18 protein-coding genes and 1 riboswitch are annotated in these 24,873 nt (G+C 32.0%); of the genes, 2 read left to right on the top strand and 16 right to left on the bottom strand.

Annotated features, from left to right (window positions below; all coding sequences use genetic code 11):
- The 6 genes from CCE28_RS19705 to CCE28_RS19680 all read right to left on the bottom strand — a co-directional run.
- Nucleotides 1-1,388 (bottom strand): methyl-accepting chemotaxis protein (locus CCE28_RS19705; RefSeq protein WP_141228393.1); only part of this gene is annotated, 1,388 nt, incomplete at its 3' end.
- Nucleotides 1,389-1,562: 174 nt separating this feature from the next.
- Nucleotides 1,563-1,650, bottom strand: a riboswitch (cyclic di-GMP riboswitch).
- A 251-nt stretch (nucleotides 1,651-1,901) separates the two neighbouring features.
- Nucleotides 1,902-3,869, bottom strand: coding sequence for a methyl-accepting chemotaxis protein (locus tag CCE28_RS19700; protein WP_095135608.1), 1,968 nt, complete (start codon nucleotides 3,867-3,869; stop codon nucleotides 1,902-1,904).
- A 545-nt stretch (nucleotides 3,870-4,414) separates the two neighbouring features.
- A complete protein-coding gene (locus CCE28_RS19695; protein ID WP_176461934.1) occupies nucleotides 4,415-4,978 on the bottom strand; it encodes a YqaA family protein in 564 nt (187 codons plus the stop codon).
- A gap of 83 nt (nucleotides 4,979-5,061) precedes the next feature.
- Nucleotides 5,062-5,778 (bottom strand): hypothetical protein, encoded by a 717-nt coding sequence (locus tag CCE28_RS19690; RefSeq protein ID WP_095135604.1) that lies wholly within the window; start codon nucleotides 5,776-5,778, stop codon nucleotides 5,062-5,064.
- Nucleotides 5,779-5,893: 115 nt separating this feature from the next.
- A complete protein-coding gene (locus CCE28_RS19685; protein WP_095135602.1) occupies nucleotides 5,894-6,259 on the bottom strand; it encodes an MmcQ/YjbR family DNA-binding protein in 366 nt (121 codons plus the stop codon).
- 57 nt (nucleotides 6,260-6,316) lie between these two features.
- Complete coding sequence (locus tag CCE28_RS19680; protein ID WP_095135600.1) at nucleotides 6,317-6,730, bottom strand: hypothetical protein; 414 nt, start codon at nucleotides 6,728-6,730, stop codon at nucleotides 6,317-6,319.
- Between the two features lie 218 nt (nucleotides 6,731-6,948).
- Between CCE28_RS19680 and CCE28_RS22620 the strand changes: the two genes are divergently transcribed.
- Nucleotides 6,949-7,305 (top strand): hypothetical protein, encoded by a 357-nt coding sequence (locus CCE28_RS22620; RefSeq protein WP_242973036.1) that lies wholly within the window; start codon nucleotides 6,949-6,951, stop codon nucleotides 7,303-7,305.
- Entirely contained in the window at nucleotides 7,215-7,550 is a 336-nt protein-coding gene (locus tag CCE28_RS19675) for a M15 family metallopeptidase (RefSeq protein ID WP_242973039.1), read from the top strand. Before CCE28_RS22620 ends, CCE28_RS19675 begins: the two co-directional genes overlap by 91 nt.
- A 249-nt stretch (nucleotides 7,551-7,799) precedes the next feature.
- On the opposite strand, the gene CCE28_RS19670 is transcribed toward CCE28_RS19675, so the two are convergent.
- The 10 genes from CCE28_RS19670 to CCE28_RS19625 form a co-directional block, all read right to left on the bottom strand.
- Nucleotides 7,800-9,614, bottom strand: coding sequence for a sigma 54-interacting transcriptional regulator (locus tag CCE28_RS19670; protein ID WP_095135596.1), 1,815 nt, complete (start codon nucleotides 9,612-9,614; stop codon nucleotides 7,800-7,802).
- Nucleotides 9,615-9,706: 92 nt separating this feature from the next.
- A complete protein-coding gene (locus tag CCE28_RS19665) occupies nucleotides 9,707-10,804 on the bottom strand; it encodes an NAD/NADP-dependent octopine/nopaline dehydrogenase family protein (protein WP_095135594.1) in 1,098 nt (365 codons plus the stop codon).
- Nucleotides 10,805-10,831: 27 nt separating this feature from the next.
- Entirely contained in the window at nucleotides 10,832-12,238 is a 1,407-nt protein-coding gene (locus CCE28_RS19660) for a YfcC family protein (protein ID WP_176461933.1), read from the bottom strand.
- Between the two features lie 1,269 nt (nucleotides 12,239-13,507).
- Complete coding sequence (locus CCE28_RS19655) at nucleotides 13,508-14,635, bottom strand: metal ABC transporter permease (protein WP_095135590.1); 1,128 nt, start codon at nucleotides 14,633-14,635, stop codon at nucleotides 13,508-13,510.
- On the bottom strand, nucleotides 14,628-15,776 hold the full coding sequence (locus CCE28_RS19650; RefSeq protein ID WP_095135589.1) for a metal ABC transporter permease: 1,149 nt from the start codon (nucleotides 15,774-15,776) through the stop codon (nucleotides 14,628-14,630). The genes CCE28_RS19655 and CCE28_RS19650 overlap by 8 nt, the downstream gene beginning before the upstream one ends.
- Nucleotides 15,777-16,526 carry a metal ABC transporter ATP-binding protein gene (locus CCE28_RS19645; protein ID WP_176461932.1) on the bottom strand — a complete coding sequence of 250 codons (750 nt, stop codon included), beginning with the start codon at nucleotides 16,524-16,526 and terminating at the stop codon, nucleotides 15,777-15,779.
- A gap of 12 nt (nucleotides 16,527-16,538) precedes the next feature.
- The gene (locus CCE28_RS19640) at nucleotides 16,539-17,465 is read right to left on the bottom strand and encodes a metal ABC transporter solute-binding protein, Zn/Mn family (RefSeq protein WP_095135585.1); all 927 of its coding nucleotides are present in this window, start codon (nucleotides 17,463-17,465) and stop codon (nucleotides 16,539-16,541) included.
- A gap of 161 nt (nucleotides 17,466-17,626) precedes the next feature.
- Nucleotides 17,627-18,319, bottom strand: a complete 693-nt coding sequence (locus CCE28_RS19635) for a hypothetical protein (RefSeq protein ID WP_095135583.1) — start codon at nucleotides 18,317-18,319, stop codon at nucleotides 17,627-17,629.
- A gap of 424 nt (nucleotides 18,320-18,743) precedes the next feature.
- Nucleotides 18,744-20,153, bottom strand: a complete 1,410-nt coding sequence (locus CCE28_RS19630; RefSeq protein ID WP_095135581.1) for an S-layer homology domain-containing protein — start codon at nucleotides 20,151-20,153, stop codon at nucleotides 18,744-18,746.
- A 103-nt stretch (nucleotides 20,154-20,256) separates the two neighbouring features.
- Nucleotides 20,257-24,849: a S8 family serine peptidase gene (locus CCE28_RS19625; protein WP_095135579.1), complete on the bottom strand. Its 4,593-nt coding sequence runs from the start codon at nucleotides 24,847-24,849 to the stop codon at nucleotides 20,257-20,259.
- Nucleotides 24,850-24,873: the final 24 nt, after the last annotated feature.

The following is a 24,873-nucleotide window of genomic DNA, read 5'->3' as shown; positions in this document are numbered from 1 at the left end:
GCAAATATTTCATTTCCAACATTTATAGTTGCCTGCTTGTTTTCTAACATTTTATTCTTTTGATATTCTACAATTTGTATTCCTGCATCAACCGTTTCCTTTGCCATAACAGTAACCTTTTCTGCCCCATTGGTTGATTCGGCTATTTCAGTAATTCCAGTTATTAATTGATTTACCATATGACTACCTCTTTGAGTAGAAGATGCCTGTTCCGTAGCACCCTTTGCTAGTTCTGATATGGTATTTGCTACTTGTTCTGAAACTTTGCCAGCCTCCTCTGTTGAAGCCATCATTTGCTGTGATGTTGAAGCTACCGTCATTCCCATTTCATTCATTTCGCCTAATACGCCTCGCATATTTTCAATCATATTATTAAAATTATCTGCAAGAATACCTATTTCATCGTTGCTCTTTACATCCACTTTCACTTGTAAATTCCCTGAAGCTACATCTTTTGTAACCTCAGCCATTTGTATAATAGGCTTCATAGATTTATTGATTAAAAAATATATTAGCATGCCGATTACACCTATCATAGCCAATCCAATCATAAGTATAATGTTTCTAAATTTTGATACACTATTTGTTACTTCACTATAATTTGCAGTCATTGCGATGGCCCATCCAGTAGTATGTAAAGGCGCATAAGCTGCAAATTTTTTAGCACCTCCAAATTCATAATTGTATACGCTAGCTTCCCCTTTTACCATCTTTTTAGTAAGGTCTATTTGAGACGCACTTCCTGTTTGTAAAGCATTATATTTAAGTATCATTTCTTCTTTTGGATGAGCCATAACCAAACCTTCTTGGTTAATCATATAAGCATATCCCGTCTCTCCTAATTTTTCAGCATTCACTAAGTCTGTTATAAGAGATAAATTTACTGTTCCTCCAATTAAACCTACAACGTTTCTACTATCATCTTTAATAGGAGCTGCAACTACCACAATAGGATTTCCTGTGGATTTTGATATTACTGGCTCTGATACGACTACCTGACCAGCCATAACCTTAGGGAAATAGTCCCTCCCAGCAATATTTCCACCTTTTCCATTGCTACTTAAATACTTTCCATCTTTATCAGACATAATGATAGCTTCAAAGTCTTTAAGTACATGACCGTTATCAGAAACAAATTTTTTAGTCCCTTCATAATCTATATTTTTCACTGCCTCTATGGAAGACAGTAGTTCAATTATATCCTTCCATTCATGTATTTTATCATCTGCAAGTATTACAAGCTTCTGCACTTTATTTTCCGCAATCTGTTCTACATCATTAATAATTATTTTTTTTGCCTGAAAAAATGCAGTTCCTGATAATACAAAAATTCCTATTATAGCAAATATTACTACAGGTATGGTGATTTTGTATTTTAAACTTTTCATATTCCTTCCCCCTTTAATATGTCTTTCTTTTCTGATTATCCTATCCAGTGGCCATTGTATATGATTTTCATCAATGACAAATCTGACCTTTCACCTCCTTTTTAACTGGTAGAACCTCACCCTATTTTTATAATTATAAAAAGTCCTATTGTAGGACAGCTTTATATTTAAAAATTTGACAAACTAGCCATTATAGTGATTTATGCACCTTATATTCCTGTTTTTGAATCCTTATCTTTCAATAAGTTTTCTATTATGGCCATATTAACATTTATATGATTGTGAAATTTCTCTCAAAAATATTATATTTCAATGTATTTCGATTCATTTCAACAATATCCTTCTTTTTGCATATATCTATGTGGCCCAATTTTTATAATTAGGCCATAAGTCACAGGTTGTTAATCATTTCTTATATTTACTAATATTTCTTATTTCAATAAAAAAATCACATATTCAAAAAATATGTGATTATCTATATAGTCAATTTATAATTATTTAGCTCCTACTCCATTATATATTAAATCTCTGTATAGATTCCTGCAGTTTACCTGAAAGATTTGCAAGTTGTTCTGCTGATGCTGATAGTTGCTCTAACGTAGCTGTTTGTTCTTCTGTAGAAGCTGCCACTTCTTCAGTTCCAGCAGCATTTTGTTGTGTGATACTTGCAATATTATCTATATTATCCCCTACTACCTGTGAACTTTCATTTAAGATTTCACAAGCCTGTCTAGCTTCTTTTACCGTATTTGTAATATGTTCAACAGCTTTTAATGTGTCATCAAATACCTTTACTGTTTGCTCTACAGCTCTCTCTTGTTCATCTACCACAGTTTTTGCCTTACCCATTTCTTTTACAGCATTTTCTACGCCTGTTTGTATTTGGTTTATAAGGTCACCAATATTTTGTGTTGCTGTACTTGATTCTTCCGCTAATTTCCTTACTTCTTCAGCAACAACAGCAAATCCTCTTCCCTGTTCTCCTGCTCTGGCTGCTTCAATAGCTGCATTTAACGCTAGCAAATTAGTTTGTTCTGCAATACTCCTTATTAACTCTACAATTTGTCCAATCTGTTGTGATTTCTCTGATAATGCAAATATTTCATTTCCAACATTTACAGATGCCTGCTTGTTTTCTAAGGTTTTATTCTTTTGATATTCTACAATTTGTATTCCTGCATCAACCGTTTCCTTTGCAATAACAGTAACTTTTTCTGCCCCATTAGTAGATTCAGCTATTTCGGTAATTCCAGTTATTAATTGATTTACCATATGACTACTCCTTTGAGTAGAAGATGCCTGTTCCGTAGCTCCCTTTGCTAGTTCTGATATGGTATTTGCTACTTGTTCTGAAACTTTGCCAGCCTCCTCTGTTGAAGCCATCATTTGCTGTGATGTTGAAGCTACCGTCATTCCCATTTCATTCATTTCTCCTAATACGCCTCGCATATTTTCAATCATATGATTAAAATTATCCGCAAGAATGCCTATTTCATCATTACTCTTTACATCCACTTTCACCTGTAAATTCCCTGAAGCTACGTCTTTTGTAACCTCAGCCATTTGTATAATAGGCTTCATAGATTTATTTATTAAAAAATATATTAACATGCCGATTACACATATCATGGCAAATCCAATCATAACTATAACATTTCTAAATTTTGATACACTCGCTGTTACTTCACTATAATATGTAGTCATTGCAATGGACCATCCAGTAGAATGTAGTGGTTTATAAGCTGCTATTTTGTCTGTCCCTTCAAATTCATAACTATCTACGCCAGTTTCACCTTTTATCATTTTCTTTGTTATTTCTACGAGAGTCTTACTTTTACTATTTAAAAAGTTTTCATTAAGAATAAATTCCTCTTTAGGATGAGCCATAATCAAACCTTCTTGATCAATCATATAAGCATATCCCGTATCTCCCAATTTTTCAGCATTTACTAAATCCGTTATACGAGATAAATTTACTGTTCCTCCAATTAGACCTACAACATTTCCACTATCATCTTTAATAGGAGCTCCAACTACCACAATAGGATTTCCTGTGGATTTTGATATTACTGCCTCTGATACAACTATCTGCCCAGCCATAACCTTAGGAAAATAGTTCCTATCAGCAATGTTTCCACCTTTTCCGTTGGTGCTTAAATACTTTCCGTCTTTATCAGAAATAATAATAGCTTCAAATTGGTTAAATGTATGATCATTATAAGAAATAAACTTTTTAAGGCCTTCATAATCCATATTTCTCACTGCATCTATGGAAGACAGTAGTTCAATTACCTCTTTCCATTCATGAATTTTATCATCTGCAAGTATTACAAGCTTATCTACTTTGCTTTGTGCTATCTGTTCTACATCATTAATAATTATTTTTTTTGCCTGAAAATATGCAGTTCCTGATAATATTAAGATTCCTATTATAGCAAATATTACTACAGGTATGGTGATTTTGTATTTTAAGCTTTTCACACAACTTCCCCCTTTAATGTGTATTTCTGTTTTAATTATCCTATCCAGTAGCCATTTTATATGATCTTCATCAATGACAAAGCTTACCTTTCACCTCCTTTTTAACTGATAGAAGCTCACTCTATTTTTACAAATACAAAAGGTCCTATTGTAGGACAACTTTATATTGAATAATTTGACAAACTAGCAATTATAATAATTTATCCCCTTAGATTCATGGTTTTGAATCCTTATCTTTCAATAATTTTGTTATTATTGTGGTATTAACATTTGTTAATTTCAAAATTTTCTCATAAAAGCATTATATTTCAATAAAATTCGACATTTTTCAATAATTTCCTTCTTTTTGTATCTACCAATGTATCCCATTTATTTTAAAATTAAGGTACAATCATCTTACATAAATCATAAATCGGTACAATTAATCTTGTCCCTAAACTTCCTAATGTTTTTTATTCCAATAAAAAAATCACATACCTAGAAAATATGTGATCATCCATATAACTAATTTATAAATCAATTGAATTTTTTCCATAAGAATAAATTTATTGAGTATTACTATTATTTTTTCTAAATAAATACCTTAATAACAATATTATTATGAATATAATTAGCCCCATAATCATGGTATAATTTTTCAAATTTCCTAAAAAAACATCTCCATACAAGGATATTATAATTCCTTGAGGTAAATGTCTTATGCACCTACTAATAAGGGCTGCCATGATAAATTTTGTAAAACCTATATTAAATATACCGGCAGATAATACATATGCCTCATAGGGTATAGGAGTAAATGCAGAAGTTAGAATTGTTAAAAATGAATTTTTCTCATATAAATTTTTCAGCTTACTAACATTCTCTGCTGAAACAAATTTATTTAATAAAGTTCCACTTAAAAATTTACCTATATAGTACCCCACAGTTGATCCTAGAGCAGAAAATAATATTAGTATTATTGAATATAAAAGGGCTTTATCTTGATTTAATAAGGCAATAGGAATAGAAACAAATTCCATAGGTACAGGCATAAGAATAGGTTCAAAAAAGGCAGCTATCATAATCCCTATTACTCCATAATTTATAAGTATATTAATGATATAACTCATATCCATCTTCTCCATTATCTATTGTTATAGTATCTTTTAAAAAATTAAATAAACCCCTTTATGTAAAGGGGCTTATCCATATATTATAACTCTATACTTTCAATTACTTCAAGTTTTTCATTATCAAATTCAATGTGATCTAATAGATGGTCATATAAGGAATCTAAAATATCCATTACTGATTCAGAGTCCTCGTTGTTAACAGCTTCTACTAACTCTTTTCTAAGCTTTTTAACTTCTTCACGTCTTAATTTTTGTGCCTCAATCTCATCTGCAAGTTCTTCTTTCTTCTCTCCAATGATTTCTTTTCTTTCTTCCTTAATAGATTTCATATAAGTCTTTAGCTCATCTTTAGCTTCTTCCCTTGTGATTTCTCCCGCTTGAAGCTTTTCTTTTATCTCTTCCTTCATTTCCTTAAGGTCTTCTTTTACGGTTTCCTTTTTTTCTGTTCTTAATTCACTCTTAATCTCATGGATTTCTTGGTGAACTTCCTTATGATCATCAAATGCTTCTTCCCAATCGTCTAACGTATCTAATGCATATTCATTAATGATTTCTAATAACTCTTCCTTTTTCTCTGCTCTGTTTTCTTTTCTTTCTTCTCTTTTAATTTGTCTTTCTTCTTTCTTCTCGTTCATCTTATCTTTAAAATTTTCTAATCTTTCCTGTAAAAACTTTCTTTTTCCATTTGGTTCATTAACATTTTCTACTGTATCATCTGCAAAAGCCATAGATGGAATAAATAAAGCTACACATAAACTAGTTGTCATCATCAATTTCATAATTTTTTTATTTAACATAATTACCACTCCTCTAAAAGTTTTGTTTTGTTGTTCCTTGTACTTATATAATAACTTCCAAATGTGGTAAAAAAGTATGGTAATTATGTAAAAAGTATGTAAAATAATAAATTATCTATATATCCATCTCTGATATTTCTTTTTGTTTCTTTTTTGTTAATGACTTAAATACTAAATCATATGATATATCAATCAACTCAAAAATAAAATCCTCCTCCAATTGTCCATCTAAATATACCGTATTCCAATTATCCTTGTTCATATGGTATCCTGGTTGAATTTCAGCAAAAACTGAACGTAAATCATGTATTCTATCCTTTGGGTATTTTAGATTGATACTTTCCTTATCAGGTTCATGAATATTGATCAATCCAAACATTTTATCTCCAACCTTGAACACGGGAACAGGTATACGAAAGGGAGTATCCTCCACAGTACCTGGTTTACTTAAAAAATAGTCTCTTACTTTTTGTAAATCCATATTATCACCTCATATTTTTAAATTGTCCAAAAATCTTAATCTATAAAACAACTCATATTATTCTTCCATACTTCGAATATATTTCAGTAATTCTAGGTTATTCTCTAAGCATCGTGGACCCATAATGCTACCCTTTAGTCCATTCTGTTTCATCATATGAAATGAAACAGGACTACTTGAATTCATTTCAAACTCATAAACTGTCTTTAACATCATAAATGGTTTATCTGGTGTTTTACCAGATACTTTTATATATTTTTCTGCTTTTTCTATAACTGCTTCAGGTGGTAACCCAATATCAATGACCTTACATTTAAATAGGACCTGCTTATAGGGTTGTCCTCCATAGATATATATAAAATCATCTAACTCCACTTTGCTGCTCATGGGCCAAGGAGTTTCATCTGCACGCGTAAACGCAGAAACAATATCATAAATTTTAGGATTTGCTGGATAAAGCCAATGCTTCATAATTCCACAACCTTTCTTTTTTAATGATATACATTGCATATTAATTCTTTAATCATCTCATTATAAATTCCCATCAATGAAATGGATTAATCTACCTATAAGAAGAATTTATCATATTAGAAATATGGAGTCAAAATAACCTTCCCGTAAAATATGAAAATACAAGTAGAATAATTCACTTTTCCCTAAGAAACAATAAAGAAAAAGGTGGTGAAAAAATGAAATATTTTATTAATCATAAATTAATTAAAGGTCAAGATGGTTATATAGTTGAATTATATCTGGATCAAAACTTAAGTGAATTTGCTAAAGAATTCCATGGCCTGCAGAGAAAAGGAAAAGAAACCAAAGGAAAAGAAAACCTACAGAGAAGTATTGAAATTTACATAAAAGAAAGACTGCCAAAACTTAAAGTAAAGACAGTTAATATTATGTTGGGTTCATTGCAGTATCAGGATATCGCTCATACAATCGCCAAAAATCAATATTTGCGTCAGATGTTAACAAATACGGAGTGGAAAAGACTAATCAATTTAGTGCCAAACCTGGAGAAAGTGAACATCAAACGGGATTAGCCATAGATGTATCTAGTCCAGCAGTAAATTATCGTTTAACACAATCCTTTGAAGAAACAAAAGAGGGAAAATGGATTAAAGAAAATGCACCTAGATTTGGATTTATCATACGTTATGAGGAAGGAAAAGAATCCATTACAGGATATCAATATGAACCATGGCATCTTCGTTATGTTGGAAGGGAAACTGCAAAAGAAATTGTAAATCGAAATATATCATTTGAAGAATATTTAGGTAAAATATAAAATCCTTTGAAGTATCATATACACAAAAATGAATCATAAATCGAGACAATTAATCGTGCCTCTGCGTTTCCTAATATTTTTTGTTTCAATAAAAAAATCACATATCTGAAAAACATGTGATCGTCTACATAATTAATTTATAAATGAATTTGAATTTTTTGCATAAAAACAAACCCCTTGAGTATTACTATTCTTTTTTTAAGTCTAAGAGCTTAATAAAAAATCATTAATAATATGTTTATATCATTCCTATACAATATTATATTCTTTAATTTTTCTATATAAGGTAGCTCTGCTTATGCCAAGGACTTTTGATGCCATTTCCTTACCAGCCAAGTCATCACCAAAATACTTTAATGCTTTTATAATATTCCTTTTAATAATGTCGTCTAAAGATTCAACTTTGTAATTCTCATTAATATCAAATGCATCTTCACTATTTTTATCTATATTTCCTGAAGCGTCACTATTTCTAAAGTTATTAAGTAATCGAGCTGGTATATCTTCTTTTCTAATATAATCACTTGGCGCCATATTAACTACATACTCAACAAGATTCTGTAATTCTCTCACATTTCCTCTCCAATCGTAGTTAATTAATGTTTTCATAGCATCTTCAGTATATCCCTTTATTGATTTTCCTAACAGCTTGTTATTTATTTCTAAAAAATATTCTAACAAAAAGGGAATATCTTCCTTTCTTTCCCTTAAAGAAGGAATTCTGATAGGAATGACATTTAATCTATAATACAGATCTTCTCTGAATTCTTTTGTTAATATCATTTCTTCCAATTTTTTATTTGTAGCTGCAATGACCCTTACATTTATTGGTATACTCGTATTACTACCTAGTCTTTCAATATATCTTTCTTGCAATACTCTTAGTAATTTTGTTTGTAAATGGAGAGGCATTTCACCAATCTCATCTAAAAATATTGTTCCACCCTCTGCGAGTTGAAACTTTCCAATTTTACCACCCTTTTTAGCTCCACTAAATGCACCTTCATCATACCCGAACAATTCACTCTCAAGCAAATTATCAGGTATGGCCGCACAATTGATTGCAATAAACGGTTTATCCTTCAGCTTACTAGTATAGTGAATAGCCCTTGCAAAAACTTCTTTTCCCGTTCCGCTTTCACCTTGTATTAAAACAGTTGACTTACTATTTGATACCATTTGTGCCTTGTTTTTTATGATATTGATTTGTTTGCTACTACCAACAATTTGATTAAAATTTGTAGTAATTCTGTTATTTGAAAGATCATTTACTTCATCATAAACATCAGTAAGTTTTTTTAGTACAATAACTGCTCCGTATTTGTAATCATCCAAATCAATCGTTTTTCCAGAAATTAAAGCATATGTCGTTTTTCCATCTCGATTAAACACAATTTCCTTATTTTTAAATTCAATTCCCTTTTCAACTAATTCCCTTATTGATGGATGTTGTATTATGTCATAAAGGTGGATTTTCTTTCCTTTCAAATCTGAAATATTAAAAAAGTCCTTTATATTTGTATTCCAATGAATAATATGGCCTGATCCATCAGAGGAAATCAATGCCCCATCAATAGAATCTACTATTGACAGAAGCCTTTTCCTCAAAATCTTCAGTTCAATATTCTTTTTTCTTTCTCTTACCTTGCTAATAAGCAGATCTGACATTTTACTAATAAATCCCATATAATATTCTTTTTTTGACAGTAAAATTTCCTTAGAATTTTGAGATTCAGCTAATATCCCTATACTACCTATAATATTATCTTCATAAATGATAGGCATACCGACTATTGAAATAACGTTACATTTTTCTCTGTTGGCACATTTTGCACACCCTTGGTGCGATTCATTTGAATCGAGCACTACGTTTTTACCCAATTCCATTACTTCAGTAAGAATAGATTCATGACTAATTCTGCTGTCCTTTGGAGAAAAATCCGGATAACTGTCTCCTACCAACTCCAAATCCGTATCACATATTATTACTTGCATATCCAATATTGATGAAATAACCTCTGCTGTTGTTTGAACGTATTCACCAATTTCTTTTAAATAAGTCATATTAGCACCTCATATTCAATCAAATAGAAACTTTAACTTATATACAAAGAAGATTGGTGAATAATCTCCAATCTTCTCTTCTAATAATATTATCACTTTTGACCTGTTATCGCAAAATTAAAAATCTCTTCTGAAGACATATTCTCAAGACCTAAATTTTTTAAATTCCTGGAATTCGTATAGAAATCTTCATTTAGTAATTTTTCACCAAGTGAAATAATTAGTTTTATTCTTTCAACATTTATCCCCAGAGCATCTCCCAACGAGGCAATTGCAACCAACCCCATTGGAATATCTTCATATAAATATCTCGTTTTTAATGAATTAGGACCTTTTATACCTTCATAAGCTCCTACGTTTCTAACTACTTCCATAATATTATCGCCTTTACAATTGTATTCTAATTCATATTGATCAAAAGAACTTATTAAATCTGTACCATATTCTAATCCAAGTGCTTTTCCGACCTCTATCCTTTCTTTGTCCATTTCAATAATGAATTGTCCAATAGAATTACTTATTCCTTCATAATAGTATAAAAAATCCTTATCCGATTCCACCCACGAAGTACTCAAAAGCGTTGGTGCTGGATGAAAAATTGGATTTGTATTGTCAAAACTTGTTACTAATACATTACTGGCAGGTTCAATTTCTTCATATATTTCTTTTAAACTATTACAAACCATTTCATTGTTAGCTGCTGGAAATGTTGCAACAAGTAATCGATCCTTTTTCCCAGCAACATTCACTATACCGGCCTCCACAGCTCTGCACGCATATATAAGCGTATTACTTTCTGCAATAGGAACATCAAATTTACACCCTCCATCTTCAAGGCCTTTTTTAAATGCAAAAGCTCCAAAAGTTCCGCCTGGATGTAAAAATATAAACTGATTTTCTTCAATAAATGGCGCACAATTAATCGCCATATCCCTATGGTATATGGATGGATTAACAACCATTACTATATCTGCACCTTTTACAACTTTTTTCAAATCAGTAGACACTAGTTCAATTTTATTTTCAGAATCATAAATACCTGTTAGTTTAATCGAACCTCTCTCATTTAATTTATTCACAACCTCAGTCATTGGATCATATAACCTTACTCTATAACCTAGACTCGAAATATAACCAGCTATTGCTTGCCCACCATTTCCTGCACCTAATATTGCATATGTTTTTTTCATATTTCATCAATCTCCTTATTATATAATTTAAAAAGGTCCCCAATTTATAGTTACAGCAACAGCAAGTATCGTTAAAATCCAGACTGTCCATTTAGCCACAAGTCCTAAAGCGAACTTAAACCATTTAGAAAACGAAATACCAGCAAGGCCAATTGACGCCATAACTACAGGATGTGTTGGCGTTATCATATTCCAGTATCCATCACCTGCTTCAAATGCTAGAACTGCAACCTGTCTTGTTACTCCAGTTAAATCACTAAGAGATGACATTATTGGCATAACTACAACAGCCTGCCCAGTTGAAGATGGTATTATAAAATTGATAAACCCTTGAGCAATATACATACCCCATGCTGCAAAAATGCTATTCAAATTACTTAATGGAATTGAAAGTGCGTTTACAATCGTATCCATTATCTTTCCATCTTGAGTAACAACCAAAATGGCACGAGATAAACCTACGAAAATTGCTGCACTAGTCATTTCTCCTGCACCTTTTAGGAATGTACTACAAATTTCTTCAAAATTCTTGCCATAGGATATTAAACCAACAAGTAATGCCATTCCTAAGAATAAAGCTGAGATTTCCGCAAAATACCAACCAAATTTTAATACACCATAAACCAAAATCCCTATTGTACATGCTAATACAAATAAAATCAGTTTATGTCTATTTGTCATTTCTATATTTAGTTCTTCTTTTCTTTTACTAAGTTCTAAGATTGCGTTTTCATCAAGCTGTGTAACACCTGATTCTTTTACTTTCTTTGCATATCTAATTGTATGGTGAACAGCAATTAATAGGCCTCCAGCCATAAGTACCATTCTAAGTCCAAGCCCAGAGAACAGAGGCAATTCAGCAATTCCCTGCGCAATTCCTGTATTAAATGGATTTAATGGTCCAGCTGAATATCCACAGTAAATACCGACTACAACCATAGCAACCCCAACGACTTCATCAAAGCCTAAAGCTAAGGATGCCGTGACAAGTATTGCTACAAAGGGAAGTGCTTCTTCAGCCATCCCAAAAGTTGCACCACAGATAGCAAATGAGGTCATTAAAATTGCTATCAGTGCACTTTCCCTTCCAGAAAAAGTTTTTATTAAATTTCCTAGGGCAGCATTAATTGCACCACTTGCAGATACTAATCCAAAAGAACCACCTACAACAAATATAAACGCAATTATATCAGATGCACTTGTCAAACCTCTGTACACTGATGAAAGCATTCGTTGTATTCCAACAGGACTTTGTTCGACTTTTTCATATGTTCCAGCTACTACTATAGTTCTGTTTGTTCCCTCATCAACAACCCTTTGAAACTCACCAGCTGGGATTATGTATGTTCCAATAGTAACTACTAATATCATAATGAATAACAGAGCTGCTGTGCTTGGCATCTTAAACCTAAAAGCACTTTTTTTCTTATTCATGCTTTCGTTTTTATTTAATGAATTATCAATCATTAAACTCCCCCTTACTAAAGTTTATAAATTCAATATTTAGTTGTACAACTTTATAAATTGACGTCACTGATATATACTCGCAAGTACCATGCCATAATATATGTTAACGAAACGCTGTATTTTTAATCGTTTAATTGTTAATGTTATAACAACTTCTCATATTGATAATAATTTGAATTTTTAGTTAATTTCACTTCTCAATTTGAGAAGTAATTCTCAGTTTGAGAAATCATAGTCACTTGATAACATAATAATACCATTATTTATAAAGCAAAAATCATCTGAGATAGTGAGATGCCTTGTAAATGCTCTTTTTTATAAAAATGTATATTGTATAACTAAACTAGCATTTAATATGTCTAATGTAGCTTTTAAGTATTCTTGATTTTCTTTTGTGGAAACCACAGTCTCAACATGTATGTAATTTGGAAACATATCTCCAATAAAAACTCAGCCCTTGATACGGTTCAGCATAAATATCCTAAATTCGCAAATTAATTTATATATCCACATACTAAAATAATCCCTTATCAAAGGCTCCTATGATAAGGGATTATACTATCTACTTAATAATTCATCCGACACACCTTGATTAATTCATTCTCACAATTTACATCGTTACTTCAAATGTCATTAATCAACCTTTTTTAGTAGTGACACCGCCTCCACATGCATGGTGTGTCGAAACATATTTTAAGAAAATCGTCGTTATTTATGGTACGGTTCAGTTCTAATTATCCTAAATATTATTTAGCCCAAAATCCATCTACCTATAATTCTCTCTCCTTGAAATCCCTAACACCCTCCAAACCGTCTACGCCGCCAACGCGACGTCGTAACGACGAGCACATCTAAGATTTTTTAGAAACTAATCACAACTAACTACAAATCCCATACAAAATAAAAAACCTCATCTTCCTTGAAAAAACAAGGAAAATGAGGCTTATATATGACGCACCCGAGAGGATTCGAACCTCCGACACACGGTTTAGGAAATTCTTTATCGGTGATTTTTTTCGCTGCCAATACAGTATTTCTGCCTAGGACGTCCTTCTCCTCCTACTCCTATCCATGACGCCGAGTGAGTACTTTCACCGCTTTTGACGACGGTTTGACGACGTAGTAGAACAAATTAAAACATATGGAAAATACTCTTGATTATTTTAGTCATTTCTATTTAACTTTGCATGAAGTATAGACAATACATAACTCATATAACTGTCACTATGTGTTCAACTATACTCTTTCTACAAAATCATAATAATTAAAAAGAGCATATTCTTTTCCACTTAATGTGGGTTTGATAATTCCTTCTTCATTGATTGTAATATATTGATTTTCTTTAGCTCTATTTACTACGTCATCTAAAAACGTATTATCCCACCCCAGATGATCCTTTATAGTATAAATAGAAGATTCTGTTTCTTCAATATGCGTATTTTCATGATTGATAATATGCATCAAAAAAGAAATGGTTGCATACGTAGATTTCTGTTTTTTTCTGATCTTCATAATGGATAATAGTCCTCTATTAGGTGCTACAATAAATACTATTAAAAAAGTAACTCCTACCATTACAGCCATGGAACCTGCTATAGCCACATCGAAAAAAGCTGCAGTCCAATAACCTAATACAGAGGACACTCCTCCTATTCCTATACTTAAAAATATCATTTTTTTTAAATCGTCTGTCAATAAATAGGCTGTAGCAGGAGGCCCAACCATGAAAGCTACAACTAAAACTGCTCCCACAGAATCAAAAGCACCTACTGCAGTGATGGATACTAATGTCATCAAGGAATAATGAATAAATATTGGAGAAAAACCTAAAACTAAAGCTAATTTTTCATCAAAAGTAGATAGCTTTAACTCTTTGTAAAATAATGTTAAGTAAATGATATTCAAAACCAAAATGCTACTCATTACATACAAAGCTTTAGGCCCTATATCTTGTCCTCCAACAATGAACCTATTAAAGGGGGCAAATGCAATTTCTCCTAATAATACAGCATCTGTATCTAAATGTACATCCCCTGCATTCATGCTGATTAATATAACACCTATACTAAACAGAAAGGGAAATATTAGACCAATAGATGCATCTTCACTAACTAGCTTGCTTTTATAAATGAGCTCTACTAAATAAACAGTTATGGTCCCCATCAATGCAGCTCCTAATATTAATAGTGGAGAAGTAAGGTCATGGGTTATAAAGAATCCCAACACAACTCCTAATAAAATCGTATGACTTATGGCATCTGACATCATAGACATTCTTCTTAATATTAAAAACACACCTGGAATGGCACAAGCTACAGCTACAACTATAGCAATTAATTGTATTTCTGTTTGAGGACTAAGCATGGTAACTTTCCCCCCGATCTATATAATCTAACCCTTTAATTTTATCAATACCCTTTTCATTAATGGCCCATAAATTGCTTTCATATTCACCAACTAATCCAGATATTTTTAACTTCTTTAATTCTTTTCTCAAATATTTTTTAGAATGCTTTACACGATTTTGACCGTGGATAATAGTATTTAAATCATGGGGATGATAGGGATTATCATGTTTTACAGATAATGCATATAAGATACTTAATATCCTATTGCTATTTATTTCTTTTTTATTTTTCGCTTCTCTAATTTTTTTCCATATTAGACCTCTGTTAGGTGCTACTAGTAATGATACAAATACAATTATGGTGATAACTACTACAATAATAGGTCCTGTAGGCATATTTCTGATTGAAGAGCTTATAAAAGTTCCACAGATTCCTGCTATAGCTCCTAAAATAGATGACAAAATAACCATCACAGATAATCGATCTGTCCATTGCCTTGCAGCTACTGCCGGAGCAATTAGCATAGCACTCATTAGTATAACCCCTACAGTTTGTAGTCCTACAATGATAGATATTACTATTAATGTAGTTAATAATATATCTAATTTTTTTGTAGAAAATCCTATTGTATCCGCAAAATTAGGATCAAAACTAAGGAGTTTAAACTCCTTCCAAAAGACTATAATAGGAAGTAATGTGAAAAATGCTACTATCCCCATAAGCACTACATCTCTTTGTAATAAGGTAGACGCTTGCCCAAATAAAAATTTTTCTAATCCTGCTTGATTAGAATTGGGGATCTTTTGAATATATGTTAGAATTACTAATCCAAATCCAAAGAATACAGCTAAACTCATGGCTAAGGCATTATCATATTTTATTCTGCTTAATCTATTTATCTTGCCTATTGCAAATGTAGCGATCCATCCTGAAATAAAAGCTCCTAATAATAACCATTCTGTATTTTTTGATCCTATCAATAAAAAGGATAGGCCAATCCCAGGCAAGGCAGCATGGGATACGGCATCTCCAATTAAACTTTGTTTTCTTAATACAGCATAACAACCTATTGCACCACTAGTAATTCCTAATAAAGCTGAACCTAATGCAACGATTCTTAAGGTATAATCAGAAAATATATTGAGTAGTAAATCCATTTAAACCACTTCCTCATGATTCTTATAAAAAGCATCAATAGCACTTTTGTAGGTTTTTTTCAGATTTTCTTCAGTAAATGCTTCCTTCATAGGACCATAGTCTATGATAATCGTATTTAATAAAGTTACCCAATCAAAATATTCTGGCACTGTGTGTAAATCATGGTGCACCACTACAACTGTTTTTCCTCTATCTTTTAATTCTTCTAAAAGCTTAATAATAGCTTTTTCTGTTTTAGCATCTACTCCTTGGAATGGTTCATCCATAAAATATATATCTGCATCCTGTACTAAAGCTCTCGCTAAAAATACTCTTTGTTGTTGCCCTCCAGATAATTGACTTATTTGTCTATGAGAATAAGAAAGCATATCTACTTTTTCTAAAGCTTTAATCCCTTTTTCTTTTTCTTTTTTTCCTGGACGTTTGATCCAACCAAGCTTTCCATAAGTCCCCATAGTCACAACATCTAATACATTCGTAGGAAAATCCCAATCCACACTCCCCCTTTGAGGAACATAAGCGATCCTTTTCCTATTTACCTTATAATCTTCTCCCCAAAAGAGAGTCCTACCTGTAAGGGGTTTAATTAAATTGATCATAGTTTTTATTAGGGTTGATTTTCCTGCACCATTAGGTCCTACAATGCCCATCAAAATTCCTGAAGGTATTTCTAAGTCAATATCCCATAAGACTGGTTTTTTATGGTATGCTACAGTTAAGTCATTAACTTGAACTGCTATCTTATCCATTCTCATCCTCCTCTATTTTATCAATGCATCTACTATGGTATTAATATTATGTTTTACCGTTCCTATATAAGTACCTTCTTCACTATCAGGATCTCCTAAAGAATCAGAAAAAAGCTCTCCCCCTATTTCTACCTTAAAACCTCTAGCAGATACTGCATCCTGTAATGCTTTTATATTTTTAACAGGCACTGAAGATTCTACAAATATAGCTGGTATTTCATTCTCAGCTATATAATCTGCTAGATTTTTTACATCTGCAGTTCCAGCTTCTGTTGCCGTACTCAATCCTTGAAGTCCTTTCACTTCAAATCCATATCGATCTCCAAAATAATTAAACGCATCATGGGCTGTTATTAATACTCTTTTTTCTTTTGGCACTTCCTCAACTCTTTTTTGTACATATTCATGAAGTTCTTTTAATCCTTTTACATAATTTTTTGCATTTTCTTTGTATAATGCTGCATGCTCTTTATCAAAATCACTTAATGTCTTTTCAATTTCTTCTACTGCCTTTATCCAAAGCTCAACATTAAACCAAATATGTGGGTCATAATTACCAGGGCTGCTTTCTGCCTCAATGAGTTCATCTTTTGATATTCCTTCTCCTACTTCTAGAATTCTTTTATTTTGTTTCTCCATATTTTCAAATATTTCACCCATCTTACCTTCCAAATGAAGTCCGTTATAGATCACAAGCTCTGCTTGATGCATTTTTTCCACATCTCCTGCACTAGCTTTATATAAATGAGGATCTATCCCAGGACCCATTAGTCCTTCTACTTGAACCTGATCTGCTCCTATGATCTTAACTGCGTCCGCTAGCATAGTCGTAGTAGCCACAATGTGAATTTTCCCATCATCTTTTAAAGTCTCCTGATTGCCACAACCTGTAATCGCCATACTTAACAATACAAATAGGATTAAAATATGCTTTTTCATGGACATCTCCTCCTCATTTCTTGTTGATAATGATTATCATATTCATCTTATATGATTTATGTTTCTCTTTTATAACTTTTATGTGATAATTTATTCTCTTTATAATAAGTAAAAAAGCATAACACCTCTGTGCTACACTTAAAGATTTTCATTTTATTTCATCAAAACCATATAGGTATTTTAGTATTTAATATTTTAATTAAATTCCTATTGATGAATGGTTCATTATAGGCATTTTCACACATAAACTTTAATTGATCTATGGACATTCCAATTTCTTCTTCAATTACCTCTTCAAATTCCTCTTCAACTTGTTCTAAAATAAAATCAGCTATTTCTTCACATTTTTCAAATACTCTAATGAATAATTTCTTTTCAGGCTCTTCGTCCCAAATAATATTGAAATCTTTACAGAATTTTTTGAGCTTCTTATTCTTTATCTCATCATCATCTTTCCATATATTATTTAAATAATCATAAGCTCTTTCCATTCTTATGGCATCATTATTTATATCTTTACAGTCTTCTTTTTTTACATTCTTTAGGACTTCCTCTTTTAAGACATGAAAAGGAGATAACGGAATATAAAAACCGTCACTTTCTCTATCTATCCAAGTATAAAAGGCTGTTGGTAAAAATACATACTGCAAAAATCCTAGAGCTGTACTCACATCTACATGACTACTCCATCCACATCGGAGCAAATCCTTTTTCTTATCTAGTATTCCTATATAGATGATTACAGATTCTTTCGTTAATCTTTTTTGACCTATACTTCCAAATAAAATACTATCCGTATTTCTGATTTTATTTTCCCAAAAGTAATAGTTATCTTTCCCATATGCTCCTTGCATGTTTACCCACCTCAAATCTTATCCTACTCTAAATTGTCACAAAGAATATAGCATTTGTATACGTTGCATTTTCTAAGAAGTTATTTTTAAACATCTCCATAACATAAATTTGGCGACGATGATTTATACCACCTATATACTCTGTAGTATATCAAGAATAATAGTAATTGTAAATGATTATCATTATCATTTATTGCTTTTCACCTACGTGACTGCCACATGAGCTATGTTCTCCATCTTTTCTTTAAAGAATTGATTTAGTATTGATGATATATCTTTGTTGAACTTACGTTCCCCTTCCATTCTCTTATAAATATAAAAAATGAGCCCTGTTCAATACAGGACTCATCTACTAGTAGCTTAAGTCATTTTTTTAAAATTGTCTTTAGGATAGAGCACATTTTAAGCCCTAGCAATTTTAGATTTATTTTCCAATTAAATTGTAAATTTTATAAAGCACCACAGCACCTTGTGCACGATTTGCATTTTGAGTTGGAGCAAACATTCCATTTCCCATTCCACTAATAATATTTTCATTAACACATAAGCTTACAGAAGATTTTGCCCATGATGCAATATTTCCTTTATCATTAAAGATGTTTAGCTTGTCTAAACTTACCTTTGCATATCCTTCTTGTTCAAGAACTTTTGCAGCAATCACTGCCATTTCTTGTCTTGTAATCTTTCCGTTTGGATCAAATACCGTTTCACTTCTACCATTGATTAAACCATTTTGGTATGCAGCTCCTACATAATTGTAGTACCAAGCCTCTTTATTTACATCTGTGAATGGTACATTCATATTTTCAGTAGAATATCCCATCATCTTAGTAATCAATGTTGCAAACTCTGCCCTTGTAATGTTTTGAGCTGGATCAAATATTCCTTCTCCACGACCATTAATGATTTTCTTGCTTGCCATAACTTCTATTGCATTTTTTGCCCAATCATAGTTTTTAATATCATTAAATGTCTTATTTGATAACATTACAGTATATTTACTAAAATGCTCAAGTTTAATTTTGATTGTACCTTTATTTATGTCTACTTTTCCACCTACGTAGTCCCATGTATTGGCTACTTCATTAAATGTGTAAATGCCTAGTAGTTCCTCATTTTTACCTTTAAGCTTATCTTTATCGTATTTTAATGTAACCTCTACCTTGTTTTTGAATTTTGAGATGCTTGAATTAAATTCATATACATCCGCAACTCTTTCTAAAGAACTAACTTTATTTGGTTCTATTATTTCTTTCTTATCTACTAACTCGATACTTACATCAGCTTCTTGTTCAAATGTGCCCTTTGGAAAAACTAATTCTACATTTCCATTTTCCGCCTTAACAGTAGCACCTTTTGAAGAAACTTTTTCTGAAGCTACTAATTTATTTGTTCCTTGTGGTTCTTCAGGTTTCGATCCACCGCCGCCACCGCCGCTAGGTCCACCAGATCCACCAGTGTCACCGTCATCAGTGTTAACTGTAAATGAAATATTTTCTTTTACATCCATTGCTGTAACGTAGATTCTATAATCGCCTTTAGCATAATAAGATTCACTTACGTTTACTTTAACATCAAATTTTCCATCCTTATCTGTTTTCATTTGATCTGCATATACTACTTTATCTTTAGAATCTAATATTTTTATTGTAGCATCCTCATTGCTCACAGGATTTTCACCTTGTGATACTACCCCTCTTAATGTAGTATGATTATTTAATTTTACTTTATTAGCGTCTAGATTTATTACTAAATTATTGTTTGATGCAGCAGTAACTGGAATGCAACCAAACACCATTATCAATAAAAAAACTATGCTTATTGTCTTTCTCAAACCTGTTCACCTTCCTTTTCACGAAATGGCAATTAACTTAAGTACAAATCATTTATTTAGCATAGTTAGCCTCATAAAATGAGGCTAACTATACTTTTCATTATTATTTTTGCACTGTATATTTACTTGAATCTGATAAAGGCTTCATATTTTCCCATGTATCCCATACAAAGCATTTTAGTGTATAGTTTCCTTCTTTAGGTATATTCATCATACTGCTCATAACTACACTTTCATGCTCATCTAAGCTTTGAGACGTTGAGGCAGCATTTACCATGTTGTTATTTTCATCATATAAGGCAACAATAAGTGTTGCAGGTCTTTCTGTTCCTGTTAAGTTTGTTGCTTTTACCTCTATTTTTGCTTGATCACCATTTTTAAATGTTTTATCATTAGTTAAGTTTTCCACCTTTATAGGAGTTTTTGACTCTTCATAAGTCTTTACTAGTTTAATTGTTTTTGTTGTAGCATTTCCTACTACGTCTTGTACTTCAATTTTAATAATAGTTGTATCTCCATTAAGAGGAACTTCATATTCAAATTCTCTTAATGATTCATCACCTAATACATTAGGGCTTTGAATATTTTCAATAACTTCCCCATTTATTGAAAGCTTATATCCAAACATATCATCTTTTACAGATCCTTTTAATGTATAAGTAGCAGAATCATCTTTCACAAATACTTCTATATTTTCTTCTTCAGAATTTATATCTGTTAGTGTAAGGACTGGAGCTTGATTATCATAGGCTACACTATATGCATAGGCTATATCTTCACCCTTTTCACCAATCAGGTCCACATTTACTTTATTCCATTTCCCAGGCTCTAGCTCAAGCTTATGTACAAAGTATAGAGGTAAATATCCTATGGCACCTTCTTTCCCTAGCGTAACTTCTTCTCCATTAATCTTGAATGTTTTGTAATTGTTACTAGTTACTAATCCTACTATTTCAGGATTGCTCTCTTTAAAAATAGTGCCATTCTTTAAGTCAAGAAGACTTACGTCAGCAAATTCTGCGTTTATATATACATCATAATAATCATAAGCCAATTCTTTACCATTAGCATCTATTGCCTTAATACTTATGCTTTTACTTCCACCTTCTATAAAGGTATCTTTAGGAATAGTATATGATAATTCTTTACCTGTTGTTTTTAGTTTTAGTTTATTATACTCATCATCCCAGAACGATAACTCAAAATGATCTAATTCTTGTAATAAACTATCAGGTACTGTAAATTCCAAGGTAATAGGTTCTCCAACTTCATATACTTCTTTATCTCTGTTTACCTCTAAATCCCATGATTCATGCTCTGAATACATTACCTTAACTTCTTTTTCTCCTACGTTACCTGCATTATCTAATGATGAAACACGGATTTTATATATCTGGATATCTGATGAAGGTGTTGGTAAATTTAACTTCATAGAATACATTCCTGTTTCTTCATTGTATTCTAAATCTTCTGGCATAAATTGTGATTTATAGTTTTCATCGTAATATACTTTGTCATCTATATAGAAGGCAAAGGCTCTAATACCTGCTCCTACACCATCCTCTGCATTAAATTCTACTTCATAAGATTCAGCACTTGATATATTCAATCCTTCATATGCGTCTACGTTAACAACAGGCTTTGTAGCATCTATCTTAATAGGCATTGTCACCACTTGATCTTCTGCATTTTCAATATCCGTCTTTGTTCTAATATTTACATAATACTGTCCTTCTTCAGCAGTAACATATTCACCTGTTGCTGAGTCATATACTTTTCCATCCCACTTCCAGTTATCAAAATCAACTCTAAAAAGTGGTACTTCTTCATATTCATATCTTCTTACAATAAATTTTCGTATATCACTATTTTTTCCTACTGTTTTAATTACTTTACCATTTTCATCTGTTATATCAACAGTCAGTTCTTTAACATTTCTTAAGAAAGATAATGCTGGTGCAACATTATTAATCATACCATTATCAGGATTGATACCATATGTTTCAGGATCAACCTCTTCACCATTCTTTGGATCACCATTTCCTAAAGATAAATCTGTGCTCCACCACATGTCTTCATACAGTGTTCTTAATGTAGTTAATCCAAATACAGAAGTATCTTCGTAGGCTGGATCATCTATATTATTTAACTTATCCCATTCACCATAGAATCCCATATAAGCCATTCCTATTTCAGGAGCATTATCAGCTACATCAACAAATCTAATAAACCCTTCTGCGAAGCTTTGTTTAGGTGTTGACTCATCCATGGTAATTGTAGCTCTAACTTGTGCTTTTTCTCCTGCCTTAACCGTAACTTCATCTTTATCAAATGTAATCTTTGCGCCTTTTAATTTAACATCATAAGGCATCATTTCTACTTTATCCTCATCTACTTCTACTTCAGTTAAAACTTCGCTTAAATCCACAACATTATAAGTTCTATCTTCTTTTCCATAGTTATGTAATGTCATTGTAAATTCCGTTTCTTTACCTATTTCCTTAAGTGCTGCAACTGATTCACCATCAACAGTAACTGTAACTTCATTTTCTATAGCAGCTTTTGCATTTATAAGTCCAGCACCCTGCCTTCTTGGTGAATATGGAACATCTGGATTATCCTTGTCCATTTTTACTGTTGCCGTATTAATTGCCATTGCTTTAGCAAACTCAACCTTTTCTTTTGGCGTATCAAACTTCATTCCTAACTGGTCTATGTGGTCATAAATCAATGCCATTACACCAGCTACAAATGGAGATGACATGGATGTACCTGAGTAAGTAGCATATTTATCGTCATTAAGGGTTGAGTATATGTTTCCTCCTACACCAGTTATCTGAGGCTTAAAGTCAAGATTTGGAGCTGGGCCCCAAGATGTAAATCCTGACATTTCTCCTGAGAATGCATTAGAAAACTCATGTTTTTTCCCATTAAATTCAACTCTCACCTTGTCTTCTATAAGGCTCTTAAGCTTAACCCCATCTGAATGTCTAATAAACACTGCTGGTATTTCTATGAACATATTTTCTTGCATTTCTATTAACTCTTCTCCACCTGTTTCGTGGTTATAAATGATTACACCAGCTGCTCCATGGTTTTGTGCATTTAGTACTTTTCTTGTATAATATATTTCTCCTCTTTCGATCAGTGCGATTTTATTCTTTAGGTCGATCCCATTAAAATCGTCTACATCCGTATCCCAAGAAGGAAATCTTCCTAATTTACAATCAACTAGTTCATATCCTCCATATACGGCATCTGTTACAGTCTCTGATTCTGATTCTGTACCATATACAGTACCATATACAGTTTCAGTTACTGTATCCGATGCTGCAGACATTATATCTATATCATATACTGTCTCTGATTCTGTACCGTATACTGAACCAAATACAGTTATTGGATCATTTTCTTCCATTTGTAAAACATAAGGGACAGACCCTTCTTCTTCTTCACTCTTATATTCAAACCCGTATTGAACGATTTTACTATTTTCAAAAGATGCTACTTGAATAGATTCATGAGTTAAACCAGGATCACCTACTAAAGCAATATCTTTTAACCCCTCCATCATATGAGGTGCTGTTGATGTAGTATCGTTACCTGCTGAAACAACAACTACTATTCCATTCTCAACTGCTAATTGTATTGCTCTTTGTTCAGGATCATTAGGATTTTGGAAACCTGCTGGAGCACCTAAACTCATGTTGATTATATCAGCACCATGAGCAATAGAATCCTCTATAGCTGATACAATATCATCCGATACAGCTCCCTTATTATCAGGATCATTTGAGAAAACTTTCATTGCAAGCAACTGTACTTCTGGTGCAACACCTTTAATACCTTCGTTTTCTTCAATTTCTTCTTCACTCTGACAATTAGCTCCCACTATACCAGCAACATGCATTCCGTGGGCATCTTTTGTATCTATAATTTCGTAGTTATTATCCGCAAAGTTATAACCATACGGAATCTTTCTAGTATAATATCTTCCCTTTGCATTAGATGAGTTGTTATTCATCTCTTCAATGTCTTTTTCTTCTAATCTAACTAAAGTACTATCGGATACTACCATATCTTTATGAGTATAATCTATTCCTGAGTCAATAATAGATACTACTAGTCCTTCTCCATCATATCCATAGTCTTGCCAAACCTTAGTTGCATTTGCCAATTCACTAGCACTATTCATATTTGGCACTGGATAGTAAGTTTTAGCAATTGTAACGTTCTTAACACCTGGAATATCTTTAATTTTTTCCATATCACCGTACTTGGCGTCCATACTAAATCCATTTAGTAATAATGAATAGCTCTTTCTAATCTTAATGTCATTATTAATTTTTTTAACTTCATTTTGATACTGTTTTTGCGTATCAAGCACTCTATTAACTAGATTTTTATCTTGTGCTGCCCTTTGTAATGCTCCCTTTGAATCGCTGGCAACATAATCTTTAACAGATGCTTCTTCAAGTTCTACAATTAATCTTACCTCTTCATCAGAATCATAAGATTTATTTTCCTTTGATTCATCTACATTAAAAGATTCTTTAATAAATTCTTCATAATTAACTTGTGATTTATTATCTTCAGCAGCAAAAACTTCCGTAGCTGAAAAATTACCAAAGAAAATAGTAAAAATCATGACAAAAGTCATTATAATACTTAATATTCTTGAATTTTTATTATTCAAAATCCTTCCCCCTTAAAATATTCT

It is taken from the genome of Anaeromicrobium sediminis (assembly GCF_002270055.1).
In the GTDB taxonomy this organism is placed as follows: Bacteria; Bacillota; Clostridia; order Peptostreptococcales; family Thermotaleaceae; genus Anaeromicrobium; species Anaeromicrobium sediminis.
This window is presented reverse-complemented; position numbering and strand designations above follow the sequence as displayed.

What these genes read in the sequence shown, in the direction of transcription:
- CCE28_RS19650 (WP_095135589.1), bottom strand. Translation starts at nt 15,776, where the DNA reads ATGGATTTACTACTCAATATATTTTCTGATTATACCTTAAGAATCGTT.
- CCE28_RS19645 (WP_176461932.1), bottom strand. Translation starts at nt 16,526, where the DNA reads ATGGATAAGATAGCAGTTCAAGTTAATGACTTAACTGTAGCATACCAT.
- CCE28_RS19635 (WP_095135583.1), bottom strand. Translation starts at nt 18,319, where the DNA reads ATGCAAGGAGCATATGGGAAAGATAACTATTACTTTTGGGAAAATAAA.
- CCE28_RS19695 (WP_176461934.1), bottom strand. Translation starts at nt 4,978, where the DNA reads ATGAGTTATATCATTAATATACTTATAAATTATGGAGTAATAGGGATT.
- CCE28_RS19640 (WP_095135585.1), bottom strand. Translation starts at nt 17,465, where the DNA reads ATGAAAAAGCATATTTTAATCCTATTTGTATTGTTAAGTATGGCGATT.
- CCE28_RS19655 (WP_095135590.1), bottom strand. Translation starts at nt 14,635, where the DNA reads ATGCTTAGTCCTCAAACAGAAATACAATTAATTGCTATAGTTGTAGCT.
- CCE28_RS19665 (WP_095135594.1), bottom strand. Translation starts at nt 10,804, where the DNA reads ATGAAAAAAACATATGCAATATTAGGTGCAGGAAATGGTGGGCAAGCA.
- CCE28_RS19685 (WP_095135602.1), bottom strand. Translation starts at nt 6,259, where the DNA reads ATGGATTTACAAAAAGTAAGAGACTATTTTTTAAGTAAACCAGGTACT.
- CCE28_RS19670 (WP_095135596.1), bottom strand. Translation starts at nt 9,614, where the DNA reads ATGACTTATTTAAAAGAAATTGGTGAATACGTTCAAACAACAGCAGAG.
- CCE28_RS19690 (WP_095135604.1), bottom strand. Translation starts at nt 5,778, where the DNA reads ATGTTAAATAAAAAAATTATGAAATTGATGATGACAACTAGTTTATGT.
- CCE28_RS19660 (WP_176461933.1), bottom strand. Translation starts at nt 12,238, where the DNA reads ATGAATAAGAAAAAAAGTGCTTTTAGGTTTAAGATGCCAAGCACAGCA.
- CCE28_RS19680 (WP_095135600.1), bottom strand. Translation starts at nt 6,730, where the DNA reads ATGAAGCATTGGCTTTATCCAGCAAATCCTAAAATTTATGATATTGTT.
- CCE28_RS22620 (WP_242973036.1), top strand. Translation starts at nt 6,949, where the DNA reads ATGAAATATTTTATTAATCATAAATTAATTAAAGGTCAAGATGGTTAT.